The sequence below is a fragment of the Mycobacterium zoologicum genome, from assembly GCF_020181635.2.
Lineage (GTDB): Bacteria > Actinomycetota > Actinomycetes > Mycobacteriales > Mycobacteriaceae > Mycobacterium > Mycobacterium zoologicum.
In genome coordinates this window covers 124,870-143,935 of sequence record NZ_JAYJJS010000003.1, presented here as the reverse complement: position 1 = coordinate 143,935, position 19,066 = coordinate 124,870, and the positions used below count along the sequence as shown (strand labels likewise).

The window sequence follows — 19,066 nt, the reverse complement described above, 5'->3', positions numbered from 1 at the left end:
CTGCCGTCGCTCACCGGTCTTGTGCCGGCCGCGGACGGCCGTGTCAGAGCCCACTGACGCCGCCCCCCTCCACGATGGTTACCGCCGAGACGGCCGTCGGCCCCCCGATGTTGTGCGCCAAGCCAATCCGGGCGCCATCGACCTGATTGACCGCGGTTCCCCGCAACTGCTCAAAGAGTTCTACGCACTGTGCCACACCGGTGGCACCCGGGGGGTGCCCTTTGGATTTCAGTCCACCGCTGGGATTGACCGGCAACGCGCCGCCGACGCTGGTCGCCTCGGTCTCCAGCAGCTTGTGCGCCTCGAACCGCTCGGCGAAGCCGAGATCTTCGTAGCTGATCAGTTCCACCCCGGTGAAGTAGTCGTGCACCTCGGCGACGTCGACGTCGGCCGGGGTCAACCCCGCCATGGCGAACGCCTGCTTGGCGGCGCGGACCGTCGCCGGGAAGGTCGTCATGTCCGGCTTGTGCTGATGCATCACCGAGTCCAGGCCGAGCCCGACCCCGCGAATCCACACCGGCCGGTCGGTGAAGCGGTCGACGACGTCCTCGGCGGCCAGCACCAGGGCGGCCGCGCCGTCACTCTGCGGAGCGCAGTCGTACAACCCGAACGGGGTCACCACGGTCGGCGCGTCCAGGGCCTGTTGCACGGTGATCTCGAAGCGCAGCCGGGCGCGCGGATTGCTCACGCCGTGCCGGTGGTTCTTCACCGCCACCATCGCCAGGTGCTCGCGGGTGGCCGGGGACTCGTGCAGGTAGCGGCGCACGTGCAGTGCAAAACCGGCCGGGGCGACCAGCCCGAGCGGATAGTCCCAGGCCATGTCGCGGGCGGTCTGCTCCCAGGCCCAGAGCATGTCCTTGGTGGCGTTCTCCCGCAGCTTGTCGGCGCCCATGACCAGGGCCACGTCCACCGCCCCGGAGGCGACCCCGAACAGCGCGTTGCGCACGGCGTCGTTCCCGGTGGCACACGAGTTCTCCACCCGGGTGACGGGCAGGTCCGGCAGCCCCAGGCTGTCGGCGAGGATCCCGGACGGAAACCCGTCGGTGGTGCCCAGCGCCCCGAACCAGGCCGCCTGCACGTCGGCCTTGGCCAGCCCCTTGTCGACGCTGGCGGCGCAGTCGGCGAACGCCATCGGCAGCAGGTCCTTGATGCCCAGCGCGAAGTGCTCGCGGAACGGCGTCATCCCGGCGCCGACGATCGCCACCCGCCTCATGCCGCCGCCTCCGGCTGGTCCGCCGGGTCGAACGGCTCGAAGGCGTAGCCGTAGTCCGGGACCCCGGAGCGCACCGCGACCCGGCGCAGCACCAGCCGGCCTCGGTCGCCGATCCAGACCCCACCGGCGGGAGCGCCGGTTACCTTCACCAGCGCGCGGACGCCCACATCATCGAGCTCGACGATGACCAGCGAGTACGGGGTCACCAGGCCGGGCACCGGCATCTGCACGGTGACCTCGGTGTAGACCGTGCCGACCCGGGGCAGCTCGACCCGCTCGTAGGCGGTGCTCAGAGTCGAGTCGTCGCCGACCCGATAGCGCGGCGGGAAGTCGAGTTCGTCGCTGCCGGGATGCCGGCCGGCCTCCCAGCGCACCTTGGCCTCGAACGCGCGCTCGTAGGCGGCCAGTGAGATCGGCAGGTCCGCGCCGGGTGTGCGCTCGCCGTCGGGCAGCGGCCGCGGCGCCGGTTCACGGCGGTGCACTCCCACCTGTGCGCCACCGGATACCTCCCCCACCGTGATCCCGGACAGGCTGGCCTGCTCGACGGCCAGCAGCGGACCTGAGGTCCCGGTCTCGGCCAGTACCGCCAGCGCGAACAGTCCCGAGCTGGCGCCGACCGTCGGCAACGGCGCCGGATCGCCGCTGCACAGTTCGGCGGCCCGATCGTGCCCGACCCCGGCCAGCATCACCGGGGTCTGAACCCACGCCGCCACCAGCGACGCCAACAGACCCCGCTCGTGCAACAGCCGGGGGTCGCCGTAGTCGTGCACCACTCCGGCATCGCGGGTACGCACCGGCAGGCTGCGGGCGATGCGGGCCGCGGTGCGGATCGCCAGCCCGGCGTCGCCGGTGAGCACCGCGACACCGCCGGCAGGCTCCAGGTCCGCCCCGATGACCAGGGTCCGGGGCCGCGCCGAGCTCAGGGCGTCCAGCGCGGCCGGCGCACCGCCGAGCCGCTCGACCACCTCCAACTCGGGGTCCAGTCCCAGGCCCGCCAGCAGCACCGCGGCGTTGCTGCCCTCGGTCAGCGGAAGGTCGCGACTGACCACCACCACCCGCTCCACCGCGCCGCCGTCGGCCAGGGCGGCCCGGCCGGCCTCGACCGCCAGGGTGATGGCGTCTTCGTCGTCGCCGGCGACCCTGGCCGCGTCAGTGCCCCAGCACGGCAGATAGGTGCCAATCGAAGCTACGTGCGGCATCGCGAACCTTGCCCTGTCCTCGCCCTACCCGGTCACCTAGGTGACCGCGCCGAGGGTCTTGAGTTCGATGATCCGGTCCCAGTCCAGGCCGAGGTCGAGCAGGATCTCGTCGGTCTGCTCGGCGAATCCGGGCGCGGGACCGGTCGCCGGGGCGGCCACGTCGAACTGCACCGGGTTGGCGACCAACTCCAGTTCGCCTGCCTGCACGATGTATTCGTTGGCGCGGATCTGCGCGTCCTGGGCGGCCTGGAGGGTGTCCTGAACCGGCGCCCACGGGCCGGCCAGGGTGGCGAAGCGCTCACTCCACTCGGGCAGCGTCCGCTTGGCCATCGCCGTACGCAGGATCTCCACGGCTGCCGGGGTGTTCTCGGCGAAGGACGCTGCGGTGGCGAACCGCGGGTCGTCGATGTGGTCGTCGAGTTCCATGTGCCGGCAGACGTCGGCCCAGAACTTGGTGGGCTGCATCATCACGAACGAGATGTAGCGCTCGTCGGCGGTCGCGTAAACCCCGACCAGCGGGTTGATCGGCGAGCCGTGCACGCCCGGCGGCTGTTGGACCAGCCGCTCGCCCAGGTGACTGGTCAGGGCAACGGTGTGCCCCATCGCCCACAGGCCGCTGCCCAGCAGGGACACGTCGACGACGGACGGCTCCCCGGTGCGCTCGCGCTGGAACAGCGCCGCCGCGATACCGCCGGCCAGGTTGGTGCCGGAGATGGTGTCACCGTAAGCCGGGCCGGGTGGTCCGATCATGCCCTCGATACCGGGCGGGGTGATGGTGGCGGCCGTACCGGCGCGACACCAGAAGGCGGTCATGTCGTACCCGCCCTTCTCCGCTTCGATGCCGCGGGGGCCCAGCGCGCTGCCGCGAGCGTAGATGACCTTCGGGTTGACCGCGCGGATGTCGTCGACGTCCATGGCGAACTTGCGGCGGTGCCCGGGAAGGAAGCTGGTCAGGAAAACGTCTGCGCGCTTTGCCAATTCGAGCAGAACCTCGCGACCCTGCGGCACCGACACGTCCAGTCCGATGCTGCGCTTGCCACGGTTGGCGTGCTCGATGTTGGGGTTCGGGTCGCCTTCGACCCGCAGCATCCCGGTCTGGCGCAGCCCGCGCTGGGGGTCACCGGTGACGGCGTGCTCGACCTTGATGACCTCCGCGCCCCACTCGGCCAGTACGGCGCCGGCCGACGGCACGAAGCCGTACATCGCGACCTCGAGTACCCGGACGCCTTCCAACGGCTTCATCCGGGCTGCCCCGCAGCCGGGGTTGCGAACGTCTTGGACTCCAGGAACTCCTCCAGGCCGGCGACGCCCATCTCCCGGCCGATGCCGGACTGCTTGAATCCGCCGAACGGCGCGTCGGGGCTGAAGTAGTTGCCGCCGTTGATCGAGAACGTTCCGGTGCGGATCCGCCGGGCCATCGCGACCGCGCGGTCCTGGCCGCCGAAGATCGCGCCGGACAGCCCGTAGATGGAGTTGTTGGCGATGCGCACCGCGTCGTCGTCATCGTCATAGCCGATCACGGTCAGGACCGGCCCGAAGACCTCTTCCTGAGCGATCTCGCTGTCCGGGTCGACGCCGGTCAACAGGGTGGGCGTATAGAAGAAGCCCGGGTCGACCTTCTGACCGCCCGTCACCAGCGTTGCGCCGGCGGCCACCGCACGCTGCACCATGGCATCGACCTTGTCGCGCTGGCGGGCACTGATCAGCGGACCCATGTAGGTCTTCGGGTCGGTCGGGTCGCCGTAGCGCACGTGCGAGAAGTTGGTCTTGATCCGCTCGACGATCTCATCGTGGTGACTGTTGGGCACCAGCAGCCGAGACGTCAGCGCGCAGCCCTGGCCGGCGTGGGTGACCATCGAGAACGACGCGAACACCGCGGCCATGTTGAAGTCGGCGTCGTCGAGGATGATCGCCGCGGACTTGCCGCCCAGCTCCAGAAAGACCCGCTTGAGGGTGCCGCTGGCGGCGGCCATGATGGCGCGGCCGGTTGGGGTGGACCCGGTGAAGGTGACCATGTCGACGCCGGGGTCGGTGGTCAGCGCCGCACCGACCTTGGGGTCCGACGAGCTGAGCACGTTGACCACCCCGGGCGGGATGTCGGTGTGGTTGGCGATCAGCTCGCCCAGAGCCAGGGTGATCAGCGGGGTGTCCGGGGCCGCCTTGAGCACCACGGTGCAGCCGGCGGCCAGCGCGGGCGCGAGTTTCGCCAGGGCCAACTGGTTGGGGTAGTTGTAGGCGATGATCGCGGCGACGACGCCGGCGCCTTCCTTCTCCACCCAGCGGTGGTGCAGCATCCCGCGGCTCTCGATGTTGCCGAGGTCCTCGGTCATCGGGTAGTCCTCGAGCAGATCGGCGTAGTAGCGCACGATCGCGATCGGCTGGTCGAGCTGGGCACCCTGGGTCAGCGCCGGGGTGGCGCCGACCTCGGCGATGGTGAGCGCGGCGAACTCGTCACGGTTTTCGACCAGCGCCTTGTGCAACTGATCCAGGCAGCGGATCCGCAGTGCGACATCGGTGGCCCAGCCACTGTCGTCGAAGGCCCGCCGGGCCGCTTCCACCGCCGCGGCGGCATGGGTTACGTCGGCCTCGGGGGCGTGGCCCAGGACCTCTCCGGTGGCCGGATTGAGCGAGGGGTAGGTGTTCACGCCCTCGACCAGCTTGCCGTCGATCAGCAGTCGCCGACCAGCCGTTTGACCAGCTGTGACGGACCCTGCCGTGTCCTGCGATCGCATCCGAGCCTCCCGCCGGGTAACTACATTCTCGTGTGCGGCGAATCATACATCTCAAAGCCGAGAATTCAAGGGTCGAACGAAACCGGCGGACAGCGCCCTGAGTCACCGCATTTGGACTAGGTTCTTCTATATCCCCTGATGAGAACCGGTGCGCGCCGGTCTTGCCAGAAACGCAGCTGCGAGAGTATGATTCTCGTCGTTCGGGAAGGGGATTCTTTGTGAGCGAGACGGCCCTCGTGAGGACTGCTGTTGTGACCGGGGGTGCCTCGGGTATCGGTGCGGCGGTGGTGAACCGGTTACGTGCCGACGGGCGCCAAGTCGCGATCATCGACCTTAAACCCGGCGATCAGGAGTTGGCCTTCGCCGCCGACGTGACCGATCGCGGGCAGATCGACGCCGCGCTGTCGCGGATCCGCGAGCAGCTGGGGCCGGTCACCATCCTGGTCAACGCCGCAGGCAAGGACGGCTTCAAGAAGTTCAGCCACATCAGTTTCGAAGACTGGCAGCAGATCATCGACATCAACCTCAACGGGGTGTTCCACACCACCCAGGCGGTGCTGCCCGACATGATCGAGGCCGGCTGGGGACGCATCGTCAACATCTCCTCATCGAGCACGCACTCCGGCACTCCCTATATGGCGCACTACGTCTCGGCCAAGTCCGCGGTCAACGGTCTCACCAAGACCCTGGCGCTGGAGTACGGACCAGCCGGCATCACCGTCAACGCCGTGCCGCCGGGCTTCATCGACACCCCCATGCTGCGCAACGCCGATCGTCACGGCTTCCTCGGCGACATCGACGACAACATCGCCAAGACCCCGGTGCGGCGCATGGGTAAACCCGAAGACATCGCGGCGGCGTGCGCCTTCCTGACGTCCGAGGAGGCCGGTTACATCACCGGGCAGATCCTGGGCGTCAACGGCGGCCGCAACACCTGATCACCTGCCACATCGCTAGTGCAATGACGAAAGGAACAGCTGTGGGACGCGTTGCCGGAAAGGTCGCATTCATCACGGGGGCTGCCCGCGGGCAGGGCCGCAGCCACGCGCTGCGACTGGCCGAGGAAGGCGCCGACATCATCGCCGTCGACCTGTGCCAGGACATCGAGACCATCGGCTACCCGATGGCCACGCCGGAGGACCTTCAGGAGACCGCAAAGCTGGTCGAGAAGACCGGCCGGGGCATCGTCACCGCGCAGGCCGATGTGCGCGACGCCGCCGCCCTGCGGACCGCGCTGGAGGCCGGGCTCGCCGAGTTCGGCAAGCTCGACATCGTCGTCGCCCAGGCCGGAGTCGCCGGCATGAAGGGCAATCCCCCGCTGCAGGCGTGGATCGACGTCATCAACACCAACCTGGTCGGCACCATCAACGGCATCCAGGTGGCGCTGCCGCACCTGGGTGAAGGCGCCTCGATCATCGCCACCTCCTCGGCCGCCGCGCTGATGGACGCCCACCAGAAGGCCAACCCGGGCGGCGACCCGGGCGGGATGGCCTACATGACCTCCAAGCGGCTGATGGCGCAGTACGTCCATGACCTGGCCACCGAGCTGGCGGTTCGCGGTATCCGCGCCAACGTGATTCACCCGACCAACTGCAACACCGACATGTTGCAGAGCGAGCCGATGTACCGCTCCTTCCGGCCCGACCTGGACCACCCGACCCGCGCCGACGCCGAACCGGTCTTCTATGTGCAGCAGGCGATGAAGGTGCCGTTCATCGAGCCCGAGGACATCTCCAACGCGGTGCTCTGGCTCGCGTCCGAGGAGTCCCGGTTCGTCACCGGCATGCAGTTGCGGGTCGACGCCGGTGGCTACCTGAAGTGGTACGACTACCACGTCTGATGACCGACGACACTCGCCCGGATCGGATAGGAGCAGCATGAAAGTTTGGGTCGACCCGCAGCGCTGTCAGGGCCATGGGCTGTGCAAGATGATCGCGCCCGACGCCTTCGAACTCGACGACGTCGACGGCCACTCCACCGCGGTCAGCGAGATCGTCGCAGCCGACCAAGAGGAAGTCGTGATCGAGGCCATGCGGTCGTGCCCAGAACGCGCGATCTTCGTCGACGGGAAGGACTCCACCGGCCAGGCCGCGGCCGGTGCTGGGCAGCCGGATTGGACCACCAAGTGAACGAACAGAAGAAGCAGCACAACTATCATTTCGACCGCCACGCGCCGGAATACCGTGATCGATTCCTCGACATCACCGATGAGATGCAGGCTAAGTGTCCGATGGCCTGGAGCGAGACGTACGACGGCCACTGGGTGGCGGCCGGCGCCTCAGAGGTTTTCGAACTGGCCCGCTGTCCGCACGTCTCCAACGACCACGACATCCACAACGAGCGTCGCGGCTACAAGGGCATCTCCATCCCACCCGCGAAGCGCGCCCAAAACCGGGGTGGCGTGCTGGAGATGGACGGCGATGAGCAGCAGTTCTACCGAGACCTGCTGAACCCGTACATGTCCCCGGCCGCCATTAAACGGTGGATTCCGTTGATCGACGAGATCACGCGTGCCACCATCAACGAGAAGATCGAGGACGGCCGCATCGACTTCGTCGACGACCTGGCCAACATCGTCCCGGCCGTCTTCACGCTGGCGATTCTCGGTATCCCGCTGAAGAATTGGACGATCTACTGCGAACCGGTGCACGCCGCGGTGTACACCCCGGAGAACGACCCGGACTCGGTGCGCGTCGCCGAGATGCACCGGCAGATGGGCCTGGATCTGGCCACCAACTACTTTGAGGTCAAACAGAATCCGCGGCCCGGCATCGTCAACGCGCTGGCTCAGGCGGTGCGGAACGGCGAACCGATCCCCGACCTCGACGGGCTGTCGATGGTGGGTGTGGTGATCGGCGGCGGCTTCGACACCACCACCGCACTGACCGCGCACAGCCTGGAATGGCTGTCGGAGCACCCGGGCGAGCGCGAGCGCCTGAGCGCCGAGCGCGAAAAGCTGTTCAACCACGCCACCGAGGAGTTCCTGCGCTACTTCACCCCGGCACCCGGCGACGGGCGCACCTTCTCCGAAGACGTCGAGGTGGCGGGCGTGCAGGTCAAGGAGGGCGAACGACTGTGGTTGTCCTGGGCGATGGCCAACCGTGATCCGTCGGTGTTCGACGAGCCCAACAAGTTGATCATGGACCGAAAGGGTAACCGGCACTTCAGTTTCGGTCTCGGTGTGCACCGCTGCATCGGCTCACACGTCGCGCGCGCCGTTTACAAGTCGATGATGCTCGCGGTGCTCGACCGGATGCCGGACTACCAGTGCGATTCCGCCGGTGCGGTGCACTACGACACCATCGGCGTCATCCAGGGGATGCGGCACCTGCCGGCGACCTTCACCCCCGGAAAGCGGATCGGGCCGGGGCTCGACGAGACGCTGGAGAAGCTGCAGCGGATCTGCGACGAGCAGCAGTGCGCGCTGCCGATCACCGAGCGCAAGGAAGATGTCGTCATCGACTAGGACCGTGCGATCACCGTCTCGGCGAACTCGGCGATGGTCTCCGGCGATGGATCGGAGAACCACACGTAGAATCGTTGCACTCCTTGGCTTCCCAGCCGGCCGAAGTGGTCGATGAGTTCATCGGCGCGCGCGCAGATCAGCCCGGATCCCAACTGGGCGTAGCGGCGCCGGCTTTTGCCGATCACCGCCTCGGCGTCGGCGCCTGCACCGATGAAGCCGACCATCTGTTGTACCGAAGCTCGGGCGTCACCGATCTGCGGCATCAGCCGGGGCAGGTCGTCGAGATGGGTGGCCGGCAGGTTCCACCAATCGGCATGCCGGCGAACCAGTTCCAGCATCCTGGGCCCGCGACCGCCGAGCAGCAGCGGTATCGGCTCGCGCGGCGCAGGTACCTGGTCGGCCCAGTAGCGCGACAGGTCCTCCAGGGTCCGCTGCAGCGCGGCCACCCGCTCGCGTCCGGTGGCCGTCCCGAACCCGAAATCCGCCAGCTCGTCGGGCATCGATCCCGAGCCCAGCCCCAGGTCGAACCTGCCACCGGAGACCTCGGCCAGCGTGACGGCCTGCTTGGCCAGTACCGACGAATGGCGGAACGCATCGCAGAGCACCAGGTGGCCGATCTGCAGCCGTTGCGTTTTCGCCGCGATCCAGGTGGCCAGCGTCATCGCCTCCCAGACCGGGCTGGCCGGCGCCATCGGTGTCCGAAGGTGGTCGAGCAGCGCAACCCCGTCGAAACCGCTTGCCTCGGCGGTACATGCGCGCAGCGTCAGCTCGTCGACACCGAGTCGGACCTGCGGCAGGAACAGGTACCACTGCGCCACGATCGGCTCAGCCGCGGGGTAGGCCCAGCACCTGCTGGGCAACGATATTGCGGTGGATCTCCGATGTGCCACCGGCGATGGTGCCCGAGAAGCTGCGGGCGTGCCGTTCGAACCAGCTGGCGAAATAGCTGTCGAGGTTCATCGGCGCGTAAGGTCCCGAATTCGCCGGATGCACAAGCCCTTTGGAACCGGCCGCGTCCAGTGCGTGCCCGGAGGCGAACATCTCGGCCTCCGAGCCGAGCAGCTTGAGCACCGACAGCGCGGCCACATCCTCCTCGCCGCGGGCGGCCCGGGCCAGCGCTGCCGACCCCATCAGTCGCAACGCCTGGTAATCCATGACGGCCGTGGCGAATTGGTCGCGCTGCAGTGCGCCTTCGGGCCGGAAGTCGGCGATCACATTGTCCAGCCGGTCGGCGAAACCCAGCCACATCATGGTGCGTTCGTGCCCCAGCGATCCATTCGCCACCCGCCAGCCGCCGTTCAGCGGACCGACCAGATTCTCCGCCGGTACCCGCACGTCGGTGAAGAAGACCTCGTTGAAGTCCTTGTCGTCGATCCCGCAGATGGTCGGGAACGGTCGGCACACCACGCCCGGGGTGTCGGTGGGGATCAGCAGGACGCTGATGCCCTTGTGCTTGGGGGCATCGGGATCGGTGCGCACGAAGGTCAGCAGCACGTCGGCGTCGTGCGCCCCGGAGGTCCACACCTTCTGGCCGTTGACCACGAAGTCATCCCCGTCGCGTTCGGCCCGGGTGCGCAGCGACGCCAGATCCGAACCCGCGCTCGGCTCGCTCATCCCGAGTGACGCGGTGATCTCGGCCCGCAGGATCGGCACCGCCCAGCGTCTTTTCTGCTCGTCACTGCCGAACGAAAGCAACGACGCCGCAATGATATTCACACCCTGTGGATTGAAGCTGTGATAGATGCGGCGGCGGCACAACTCCTCCAGGTGGACGAACTGCTGCAGCAGGGTGGCGTTGCGTCCGCCGAACTCCGGCGGGTTGCCGGGCAGCAGCCAGCCGTTGTCGAACAGCAGCCGCTGCCAGCGGCGGGCCCAGTCCGGCATGTGCGACACCGACCGCGGCCGCTCCAATGTGTCGGCCTGATCCGGCAGGTTCGCTTCGAGGAAGGCCGCGAACTCGGCGCGGAACTCCTCGACGTCGGCGTCAAATGTGAGCTGCAAGGTATTCCTCGGCGATCGCGGCGCGATGTTCGGCGGCTCCGCCGAGCATCAGCTCACCGGCCTTGGCCCGCTTGAGGGCGAACTGCAGGTCGTTCTCCCAGGTGAATCCCATCGCGCCGAACAGTTGCAGTCCGTGCCGAAAGACCAGGGACTGGCATTCGCCGGCCGCGGCCTTCGCCATCGCCGCGGCCATCCGCCGCCGTGGGTCGTCGGCGGCAATGGTCAGCGCCGCGAAATACCCCAGCGCGCGGGCCCGTTCGATCGCCACGTGCATGTCGGCCGCCTTGTGCTGGACGGCCTGGAACGAGCCGATGGGCACGCCGAACTGCTGACGGCTGCGCACGTGTTCCAGGGCCAGGTCGAGGATGCGCTGACAGGCCCCCACCATGGTCATCGCCATCCCGGTGAGCGCCACATGGCGCGCCCGGTCGACGTCAACGCGGACCCGGGCGCTGTCGGGCACCTCCACCCCGGCGAAGGACAGGTCGGCCACCTGCAGCGTCGGGTCGAAGACCGCGGATGGCCGGGCGGTCACCGCCGAACCCTCGACCAGGAACACCCCGGCGTCGGCGACGACGGCCAGCCGGTCGGCCCGGGCGCCGTCGAGCACGTTCAGGGCGGTGCCGTCGAGCACCCAGCCGGCGGCGCTGCGGTGGGCGGTCACTCCGCTGTAGACCGCCGCGCCGGTCGAACCGTCGGCGCGGTGGTGTTCGCCAACCAGTGGCGCGAACTGCGTCATGGTTGCCAGAAACGGGGTGGGGTCGGTGGCGCGTCCCAGTTCTTCGAGGACGATCGCCAGCTCGACGGCGGTCTCCGGTTCGTGCAGCTCCGTCCAGCCCAGGTCGGCATAGACCTTCCACAGCGGGTCGATCAGAGCGGCGGTGGAGCCGTCAGCTCCTTCTGCGGCGCCTTCTACGACGCTGCGCACCAGCGACGGCGAGCATTGTTTGCCCACCACGTCGCGCACCGTGCCCTGCCACAACCGCTGGTCCTCGTCGAACTCGAGCAGCATTGCGCTCACCTCCTCCAGACGCCGGTCGAGAATAACATTCTCGCAATCGGATGTAATGATCTCAAACTGAGATAGCGTGCTGTCGCAGCGTATCGCCGGTCATCGCGGGCCTTGCAGGGGGTCATCGGTCGCCCCGCTCCGGGCCGATGATGAGAATCTGATTCTTGCAAGCCAAGAACACAGCTATACAATGGGAGGCGTGATCGAACATCCGGACGGGAGCCGGACACCCGTCATCGACGCCAGCGTGCACATCTTCGCGGCGTCCAACAAGGACCTGCGCGAGTTCCTGCGGGAGCCCTACCGCAGCCGGGGTTTCCCCGACTACGAGATGGACTGGTATGGCGCGCCCGGCGGCGAATACGCGCCCGGCACCGACGGGCCCGAGCGCCAATACCCCGGCTCCGACCCCGATGTGGTCGCCCGCCACCTGTTCGGTGACCGCGGCGTCGACGTCGCGGTGCTGCATCCGATGACCCGCGGCGTCATGCCCGACCGGCACCTCGGGTCGGCGATCGCCGCGGCGCACAACGAGATCCTGGTGTCGCGCTGGCTGGACCACCCCGAACACGGCGAGCGTTTTCGCGGCACCATCCGGGTCAACCCCGACGACATCTCCGGCGCGCTGCGCGAGATCGACCGATGGAAAGACCATCCCCGGGTGGTGCAGATCGGCATCCCGTTGCAGTCCCGGGAACTCTTCGGCAAGCCGCAGTTCTGGCCGCTGTGGGAGGCCGCGGTCGACGCCGGTCTGCCGGTGGCGGCCCACATCGAGGTGGGGACCGGGATCGCCGCCGCCCCGACGCCGTCGGGCAACACCCGCACCTACGAGCAGTACGTGTCGTTCATGGCGTGCAACTACCTCTATCACCTGATGAACATGATCACCGAAGGCGTTTTCGAGCGGATGCCCGAGCTGAGGTTCGTCTGGGCCGACGGCGGCGCGGACCTGCTGACCCCGTTCATCTGGCGGATGGACTGCTTCGGCCGGCCGCACCTGGAGCAGACGCCGTGGGCGCCGGAGATGCCCAGCGACTACCTGCCCGGTCACGTGTACTTCGTCCAGGGCGCGATGGACGGCCCCGGTGACGCCGACATGGCCGGTGAATGGTTCGGCTTCACCGGCAAAGAGGACATGGTGATGTACGGGTCGAGCTACCCGCATTGGCAGCTCAACGAACTGACGGTGCCGAGCGCGTTCAGTGCCGACCAGCGCGACAAGCTGTGCTGGCGCAACGCCAGTGGGCTCTACGGCATAGAAGTGCCTGCCGTTCCCGACGTCGCGAGCGCACACTAGAGAACAGTTGGGATCAAGGGAGATCACGATGTCTGTGACAGCCACCGAACGCAAACCGGCAGCCGAGCGGGTCGCCGTCCGCTGCGTCGACTCCGACGTTCATCCGGTGCCCCGCCGCGGCGAACTGGCCCAATACATTCCCGAGCCGTGGCGCAGCAAGTACTTCCTGCCCCGCCGGGTCGGCGAGCTGATCTACTACGACGCCCCGGATTACGCGCATGCCTTCGCGATGCGGGTGGACGCGTTTCCCGCCGACGGCGAGTTCCCGGGCAGCGACCCGGATCTGGCGTTCAAGCAACTCATCATGGATGCCGGTTCGGACTTCGTGATCCTGGAGCCCGGCGCGTACCCGGCCCGCATTCCCGAAGCGCAGCAGGCGATGTCGTCCGCACTCAACGACTGGCAGGTCAACCACTGGCTGGACGCCAAGAACAACTGGCATCAGCGCTGGCGCGGATCGATCTGCGCATCCATCGAGGACCCGTTCGGCGCCGCCGCCGAGATCGAGAAGTGGGCGGGCCACCCGTATATGGCGCAGATCCTGATCAAGGCCGAGCCCCGCCCGCCGTGGGGTGACCCGAAGTACGACCCGATCTGGGCGGCCGCCACCAAGCACGACATCACGGTCAGCTGCCACCTGTCCCGCAGCCACCACGAAGAACTGCCGATGCCGCCCGTGGGACTGCCCAGCTACAACCACGACTTCATGGTCACCTACTCACTGCTGGCGGCCAATCAGGTGATGAGCCTGATCTTCGACGGGGTCTTCGACCGCTTCCCGACGCTGCGGATCGTGTTCGTCGAGCACGCGTTCACCTGGATCCTGCCGCTGATGTGGCGGATGGACGCCATCTACGAAGCGCGCAAATCGTGGCTGGACATCAAGCGCAAGCCGAGCGAATACGTCAAGGACCACATCAAGTTCACCACGCAGCCGCTGGACTACCCGGAGGACAAGACCGAGCTGACCCGGATGCTGGAGTGGATGGAGTGCGACAAGATCCTGCTGTACTCCTCGGACTATCCGCACTGGACATTCGACGACCCCCGCTGGCTGGTCAAGCACCTGCCCAAGGCGGCCCGGGAAGCGGTGATGTTCCGCAACGGCCTGGCCACCTACCACCTGCCCGACACGGTTCCGGCTCTCGAGGGACAGGTGCGGGTGTTCTAGGATGAGCCAGGACGAACAGCATCCCCGGCTGGCCCAGGGCCGCGAGCACATCGTCGCCACGGTCGATGAGATCCCGCCCGGCACAAAAAAACTCGTACCGATAGGGCATCACGGCGTCGGGGTGTACAACATCAACGGCACGTTCTACGCGATCGCCAACTTCTGCCCGCACCAGGGCGGCCCGCTGTGCTCCGGCCGGCTGCGCGGACGCACCGTCGTCGACGAGACCGCGCCGGGCGACGCCACCATGGTCCGCGACCTGGAATACATCTACTGCCCTTGGCATCAATGGGGTTTCGAGCTCGCAACCGGCACCACCGCGGTCAAACCCGAGTGGAGCATCCGCACCTATCCGGTTCGGGTGGTCGGCAATGACATCCTGGTCCAGGCCTAGCACGGGAGTTATCGGTGCCCTCTGTCGAAATCAATGGTGGAAACGTCGTCTACGAAATCCTCGGTGACAGCGGCGAACTGATCGTCCTGACACCCGGAGGCCGGTTCTCCAAGGAGATTCCGGGGCTGCGCCCGCTGGCCGACGCGTTGGTCGACGGCGGCCACCGAGTGCTGTTGTGGGACCGGCCGAACTGCGGGGCCTCCGATGTGCAGTTCTACGGCCAGTCCGAATCGCACATGCGCGCACAGACCCTGCACGGACTGCTCACCGCACTGGACACCGGGCCGTGCATCCTGGCCGGCGGGTCCGGCGGTGCCCGGGATTCGATGTTGACCACCATGCTCTACCCCGAACTGGTCACCAAGCTGGTGCTGTGGAACATCGTCGGCGGGATCTACGGCACCTTCGTGCTCGGCTCCTACTACATCGTGCCCAACATTCTGGCCGTCCGCGGCACCGGGATGGATGCGGTGGCCAAGATCGCCGAGTGGCGAGACCGCATCGAGGAGAACCCGAACAACAAGCAGCGGTTCCTCGACTTCGACCGCGATGAGTTTCTCGCGGTGATGCTGCGCTGGCTGGGCGCGTTCGTGTCCAAGCCGGGGCAGACCATCCCCGGCGTCGACGACGAGATGTTCGATGCCATAAAGGTTCCCACCCTGATCATTCGCGGCGGCGAGAACGACCTGGACCATCCCAAGCGGACCTCCTTGGAGGTCAGCTGCCTGATCAAGGGTTCCGAGCTGATCGATCCCCCGTGGCCGGAGGACGCCTGGGAGCGGGCCTCCGAGGACCGCGCGTCGGGGAAGGTGAAGCACTTCAACATGTTCGACACCTGGGTGCAGGCCGCCCCGGCGATCCTGGAATTCCTGGACCGCTGATGACCTCAGCGACTGTGGATGTGGACTTCGCAGTTCAGCGATGCCTCCAGCGCGGTGTGAATCCTGCTCTCCCCCACCCGCTGCATATCCGGCTCGGCCAGCGTCACGCTCACCACGTCGAGGCCGTCGACTCCGGGCGCGCGGGCGACCTCACCGGTCAGCCCCAGCCCGGCCAGCACGCCGTGCACGTCGTCATCGGTGCCCCGGCTCAGGTAGGTCACCACACCGGCCGCGGGCACGGTGCCGAATGCGCTGGCGCACAGTCGGACCCCGATGTCGATGACGTCCTCCTCGGTACCGGCGATCAGCAGCCGGGCGATACGGCGGCCCACCGGCATCCCCGCCACCCCGGCGTCCACCACCTCGGCGCCGTCCTGGGCGGCCAGCTCGCGCAGCGCCGCCATCCCGGCTTCCAACTGCTCGGGGGCCAGCTCTCCGATCGGGTCGACATCGACACGCACCACCGCTGTTCTCACGTCCGCGAGCCTAACCACACGAGGTGGCAATGACGAGCACTGCTGCGAATCCGGCGATCTCGACCGCGATCTGGCCGGGATGCGAACCTCGGCTGTTGCACCAGACGCCCGAAGGCGCCGAAGACGGTGCCGGCTACCTCGCCGCAGGCGGCTACCGCGAGCTGGGCGACCCGGAGGAGTTTCTGGCCGAGGTGAAACGCAGCGGACTGCTGGGCCGTGGCGGAGCCGCATTCCCGCTGGCCGTCAAACTGGCCTCGGTGCGCGAGTCGGCGGTGCGCCGCGGCTTGGAGGCCGTGGTCATCGCCAACGGCGAGGAGGGCGAACCGGCGTCGGTCAAGGACCGCTGGCTGCTGCGCAACCGGCCGCACCTGGTTCTCGATGGCCTGCGGCTGGCGGCCGCGACCGTGGGCGCCACCCGCGGCTACGTGTACGTCTCCGACCCGGCCTCAGCCGCCACGGTCGAGGCGGCACTGAACGAGATCAGCCCGACGAAAGCCTTTGGCGAGCTTGTGGTCAGCGTGTACACCGTGGCACCCGGCTATGTGGCCGGCGAGGAGACCGCGGCCATCCGCGCGATCAACGGCGGGCCGGCCAAGCCGACCGACAAGCCGCCGCGCCCCTACCAGAAGGGTGTCGCGCAGCGCCCCACGCTGGTCTCCAATGTCGAGACGCTGGCCAATCTTCCGTATCTGCTCCGGCAGGGCGCGACCGCGTTTCGCTCGGTGGGCACCGAATCCTCTCCGGGCACCTTCCTGGCCACGGTGTCCGGTGGCGGCCGGCCGCCGGTGCTCTACGAGTTGCCACATGGCACCGTGCTCGCCGACCTGCTTGACGTGCACGGCATTCCGACCGATCAGGTGCGCGGGGTGCTGATGGGCGGCTACTTCGCCGGCGTGTTCAACGCCGAGGTGCTGGAGGTCACGCTGGATCACGAGACGCTGCGGGCGGGCGGCAGCGGCCTGGGCTGCGGTGCGATGTCGGTGCTGACCGACGACTGTCCGGTGGCCGTGGCCGCTTCGGTGCTGGCCTACTTCGGGCGGGAGAACGCCGGCCAGTGCGGGTCGTGTTTCAACGGCACGGCGGCCATGGCGGCGGTGGCCGAGGCACTGCGCGACCAGGTGGCGACCACCGAAGACGTTGCACGACTGCAACGGTGGGCCGGGGTGCTGCCCGGACGCGGCGCCTGCGGAACATTGGACGGCGCCACCAATGTGGCGGCGAGCTTTCTGACCCAGTTCCCGGAGCTGGTCACCACCCACCTGGCCGGAGCCTGTGACACCTGCCGCGGCGGTGCTTTCCGCGCCGAACGCCCCTACGCGATCGAGGAGGTACCGGCATGAGGATCCGGCTGGATCGCACGCTGTGCGACGGGTTCGGCTACTGCGCCAAGCACGCGCCGAAGTATTTTTCGTTGGACGACTGGGGATATGCGTCGCTGACCGGTGACGGCAGGGTGGACCCCGGCGACGAGGACGACGTCATGCGGGCCCTGATGGACTGCCCGATACACGCCATCATCGAGATCACCGAAGAAGGCGACGACATATGAGCGCACCCGGACGTCCGCTGCCCGCAGTCACACCGGAGAACGAATTCTTCTGGACCGCGGGCGCCGACGGTGTGCTGCGGCTGCAGGAGTGCGGCGACTGCGCCGCGCTGATCCATCCACCGCAACCGGTGTGCCGGTACTGTCGCGGCACCAACATCGGCGTGCGCGATGTCTCGGGGCGGGCAACCCTGGCCGGGTTCACCGTCAACCACCGATTCAGTCTGCCCGGCATGCCGGCACCGTATGTGGTGGCGCAGGTGGCGATCGACGAGGATCCACGAGTTCGGCTGACCACCAACATCATCGACTGCGACCCGGAACGCCTCGAGCTGGGCCAGCAGGTCGACGTGACGTTCGAACAGCACGAAGACGTCTGGCTGCCGCTGTTTCGCCCGGCCCCCGGCGACACCGGTGCCAAGCCGCTGCCCGACGACGAGATCGCCCCGCAGGACTACGCCCGGCACGTGCGCCCGATGGTCACGACCGAGAAGTTCGAGGACAAGGTGGCGCTGACCGGTGTCGGCATGTCCACCCTGGGCCGCCGGCAGATGGTCGATCCGCTGTCGCTGACCGTGGCGGCGTGCCAGGCGGCCGTCGCCGATGCCGGGCTGAGCCTGGACGATATCGACGGCCTGTCAACCTATCCCGGTGCCGGCCTGCCGGGCCCGTTCGGTGAGGGCGGGGCGACCGCGGTCGAGGCGGCATTGGGCCTGCGCCCCACCTGGCACAACGGTGGCCTGGAGACATTCGGGCCGGGCGGGTCGGTGATCGCCGCCATGCTCGCGGTGGCCACCGGGTTGGCGCGCCATGTGCTGTGCTTCCGCACGCTGTGGGAGGCCACCTACAACGAGCTGATGAAGCAGGGCAAGATCATCCCGCACGGGGGGCGGACCACCAGCTGGCAGATGCCGTTCGGCGGTATCTCGGCAGCGCATACCCTGGCGCAGAACGCCCAGCGGCACTTCCACCGCTACGGCACCACCCGCGAGACGCTGGGCTGGATCGCGTTGAACCAGCGGGCCAATGCCCAGCTGAATCCGACTGCGATCTACCGCGATCCGATGACCATGGACGACTACCTGTCCGCCCGGATGATCACCACACCATTCGGGCTCTATGACTGCGACGTGCCGTGCGACGGCGCGGTGGCGGTGATCGTCTCCGCCGTGGATGCCGCGCGTGACCTGGCCAAGCCGCCGGTGCTCGTGGAGGCGGTCGGCACTCAGATCATCGAGCGGATCGACTGGGACCAGAGCACGCTGACCCATGAGCCGCAGGTGCTCGGTCAGGCCGCGCATCTGTGGTCGCGAACGTCGTTGCGCCCGTCCGACGTCGACGTCGCCGAACTCTACGACGGGTTCAGCTTCAACTGCCTGTCCTGGATCGAAGCACTGGGCTTCTGCGGCATCGGCGAGTCCAAGAGCTTCCTGGACGGCGGGGCCAACATCGCCCGCGATGGGGTGCTGCCGCTGAACACCCACGGCGGTCAGTTGTCCCACGGCCGCACCCATGGGATGGGGCTGATCCACGAAGCCGTCACCCAGCTGCGCGGCGAGGCCGGCGAGCGCCAGGTGCCCGGTGCCCGGGTCGCGGTGGCCAGCAGCGGCGGGCTGACCCCCAGCGGGGTCATCCTGCTGAGGGCCGATACGTGAGGGCCCGGACGTGAAGGCCCCCA

Annotated in this window: 18 protein-coding genes and 1 pseudogene; 11 read left to right on the top strand and 8 right to left on the bottom strand. The window is 68.0% G+C overall.

Annotated elements, in window-relative coordinates:
- Positions 1 to 43: 43 nt before the first annotated feature.
- Genes K6T84_RS03605 through K6T84_RS03590 form a run of 4 tightly spaced genes read right to left on the bottom strand, consistent with a single transcriptional unit; the run spans position 44 to position 5,144 of the window.
- Positions 44 to 1,213: a thiolase C-terminal domain-containing protein gene (locus K6T84_RS03605; RefSeq protein ID WP_225397227.1), complete on the bottom strand. Its 1,170-nt coding sequence runs from the start codon at positions 1,211 to 1,213 to the stop codon at positions 44 to 46.
- A complete protein-coding gene (locus K6T84_RS03600) occupies positions 1,210 to 2,412 on the bottom strand; it encodes an OB-fold domain-containing protein (RefSeq protein ID WP_225397228.1) in 1,203 nt (400 codons plus the stop codon). The genes K6T84_RS03605 and K6T84_RS03600 overlap by 4 nt, the downstream gene beginning before the upstream one ends.
- Before the next feature lie 36 nt (positions 2,413 to 2,448).
- Positions 2,449 to 3,654 (bottom strand): CaiB/BaiF CoA transferase family protein, encoded by a 1,206-nt coding sequence (locus K6T84_RS03595; protein WP_225397229.1) that lies wholly within the window; start codon positions 3,652 to 3,654, stop codon positions 2,449 to 2,451.
- On the bottom strand, positions 3,651 to 5,144 hold the full coding sequence (locus tag K6T84_RS03590; protein WP_225397230.1) for an aldehyde dehydrogenase family protein: 1,494 nt from the start codon (positions 5,142 to 5,144) through the stop codon (positions 3,651 to 3,653). The genes K6T84_RS03595 and K6T84_RS03590 overlap by 4 nt, the downstream gene beginning before the upstream one ends.
- 236 nt (positions 5,145 to 5,380) lie before the next feature.
- Between K6T84_RS03590 and K6T84_RS03585 the strand changes: the two genes are divergently transcribed.
- The 4 genes and pseudogenes from K6T84_RS03585 (at position 5,381) to K6T84_RS03570 (ending at position 8,610) form a co-directional block, all read left to right on the top strand.
- Positions 5,381 to 6,082, top strand: a complete 702-nt coding sequence (locus K6T84_RS03585; protein WP_225397231.1) for an SDR family NAD(P)-dependent oxidoreductase — start codon at positions 5,381 to 5,383, stop codon at positions 6,080 to 6,082.
- 41 nt (positions 6,083 to 6,123) lie between these two features.
- Positions 6,124 to 6,984: a mycofactocin-coupled SDR family oxidoreductase gene (locus K6T84_RS03580; RefSeq protein ID WP_225397232.1), complete on the top strand. Its 861-nt coding sequence runs from the start codon at positions 6,124 to 6,126 to the stop codon at positions 6,982 to 6,984.
- Positions 6,985 to 7,021: 37 nt separating this feature from the next.
- Positions 7,022 to 7,207: pseudogene (locus tag K6T84_RS03575) on the top strand (ferredoxin); the annotation flags it as partial.
- A gap of 62 nt (positions 7,208 to 7,269) precedes the next feature.
- Positions 7,270 to 8,610 (top strand): cytochrome P450, encoded by a 1,341-nt coding sequence (locus tag K6T84_RS03570; RefSeq protein WP_225397233.1) that lies wholly within the window; start codon positions 7,270 to 7,272, stop codon positions 8,608 to 8,610.
- On the opposite strand, the gene K6T84_RS03565 is transcribed toward K6T84_RS03570, so the two are convergent.
- From K6T84_RS03565 to K6T84_RS03555, 3 genes are read right to left on the bottom strand one after another with little or no spacing between them, the layout of a single operon-like run.
- Entirely contained in the window at positions 8,607 to 9,428 is an 822-nt protein-coding gene (locus K6T84_RS03565) for an LLM class flavin-dependent oxidoreductase (RefSeq protein ID WP_225397234.1), read from the bottom strand. The two genes, K6T84_RS03570 and K6T84_RS03565, sit on opposite strands and share 4 nt — an antisense overlap.
- Positions 9,429 to 9,435: 7 nt before the next feature.
- Positions 9,436 to 10,611 carry an acyl-CoA dehydrogenase family protein gene (locus K6T84_RS03560; protein WP_225397235.1) on the bottom strand — a complete coding sequence of 392 codons (1,176 nt, stop codon included), beginning with the start codon at positions 10,609 to 10,611 and terminating at the stop codon, positions 9,436 to 9,438.
- Positions 10,595 to 11,623 (bottom strand): acyl-CoA dehydrogenase family protein, encoded by a 1,029-nt coding sequence (locus K6T84_RS03555; protein ID WP_225397236.1) that lies wholly within the window; start codon positions 11,621 to 11,623, stop codon positions 10,595 to 10,597. The genes K6T84_RS03560 and K6T84_RS03555 overlap by 17 nt, the downstream gene beginning before the upstream one ends.
- Before the next feature lie 199 nt (positions 11,624 to 11,822).
- On the opposite strand from K6T84_RS03555, the gene K6T84_RS03550 reads away from it, so the two are divergent.
- Genes K6T84_RS03550 through K6T84_RS03535 form a run of 4 tightly spaced genes read left to right on the top strand, consistent with a single transcriptional unit; the run spans position 11,823 to position 15,366 of the window.
- Positions 11,823 to 12,920, top strand: coding sequence for an amidohydrolase family protein (locus K6T84_RS03550; RefSeq protein WP_329786637.1), 1,098 nt, complete (start codon positions 11,823 to 11,825; stop codon positions 12,918 to 12,920).
- Between the two features lie 28 nt (positions 12,921 to 12,948).
- A complete protein-coding gene (locus K6T84_RS03545) occupies positions 12,949 to 14,091 on the top strand; it encodes an amidohydrolase family protein (RefSeq protein ID WP_225397238.1) in 1,143 nt (380 codons plus the stop codon).
- A 1-nt stretch (position 14,092) separates the two neighbouring features.
- Entirely contained in the window at positions 14,093 to 14,485 is a 393-nt protein-coding gene (locus K6T84_RS03540) for a Rieske (2Fe-2S) protein (RefSeq protein WP_225397239.1), read from the top strand.
- 14 nt (positions 14,486 to 14,499) lie between these two features.
- The gene (locus tag K6T84_RS03535) at positions 14,500 to 15,366 is read left to right on the top strand and encodes an alpha/beta fold hydrolase (RefSeq protein WP_225397240.1); all 867 of its coding nucleotides are present in this window, start codon (positions 14,500 to 14,502) and stop codon (positions 15,364 to 15,366) included.
- 5 nt (positions 15,367 to 15,371) lie between these two features.
- Here the strand turns inward: K6T84_RS03535 and K6T84_RS03530 are convergent, their stop codons facing one another.
- The gene (locus tag K6T84_RS03530) at positions 15,372 to 15,842 is read right to left on the bottom strand and encodes a hypothetical protein (RefSeq protein ID WP_225397241.1); all 471 of its coding nucleotides are present in this window, start codon (positions 15,840 to 15,842) and stop codon (positions 15,372 to 15,374) included.
- Positions 15,843 to 15,871: 29 nt separating this feature from the next.
- On the opposite strand from K6T84_RS03530, the gene K6T84_RS03525 reads away from it, so the two are divergent.
- From K6T84_RS03525 to K6T84_RS03515, 3 genes are read left to right on the top strand one after another with little or no spacing between them, the layout of a single operon-like run.
- A complete protein-coding gene (locus K6T84_RS03525; RefSeq protein ID WP_225397242.1) occupies positions 15,872 to 17,182 on the top strand; it encodes an NADH-ubiquinone oxidoreductase-F iron-sulfur binding region domain-containing protein in 1,311 nt (436 codons plus the stop codon).
- Positions 17,179 to 17,391 (top strand): ferredoxin, encoded by a 213-nt coding sequence (locus tag K6T84_RS03520; RefSeq protein ID WP_225397243.1) that lies wholly within the window; start codon positions 17,179 to 17,181, stop codon positions 17,389 to 17,391. Before K6T84_RS03525 ends, K6T84_RS03520 begins: the two co-directional genes overlap by 4 nt.
- The gene (locus tag K6T84_RS03515; RefSeq protein WP_225397244.1) at positions 17,388 to 19,043 is read left to right on the top strand and encodes a thiolase C-terminal domain-containing protein; all 1,656 of its coding nucleotides are present in this window, start codon (positions 17,388 to 17,390) and stop codon (positions 19,041 to 19,043) included. Before K6T84_RS03520 ends, K6T84_RS03515 begins: the two co-directional genes overlap by 4 nt.
- The last annotated feature ends 23 nt before the right edge of the window (positions 19,044 to 19,066 follow it).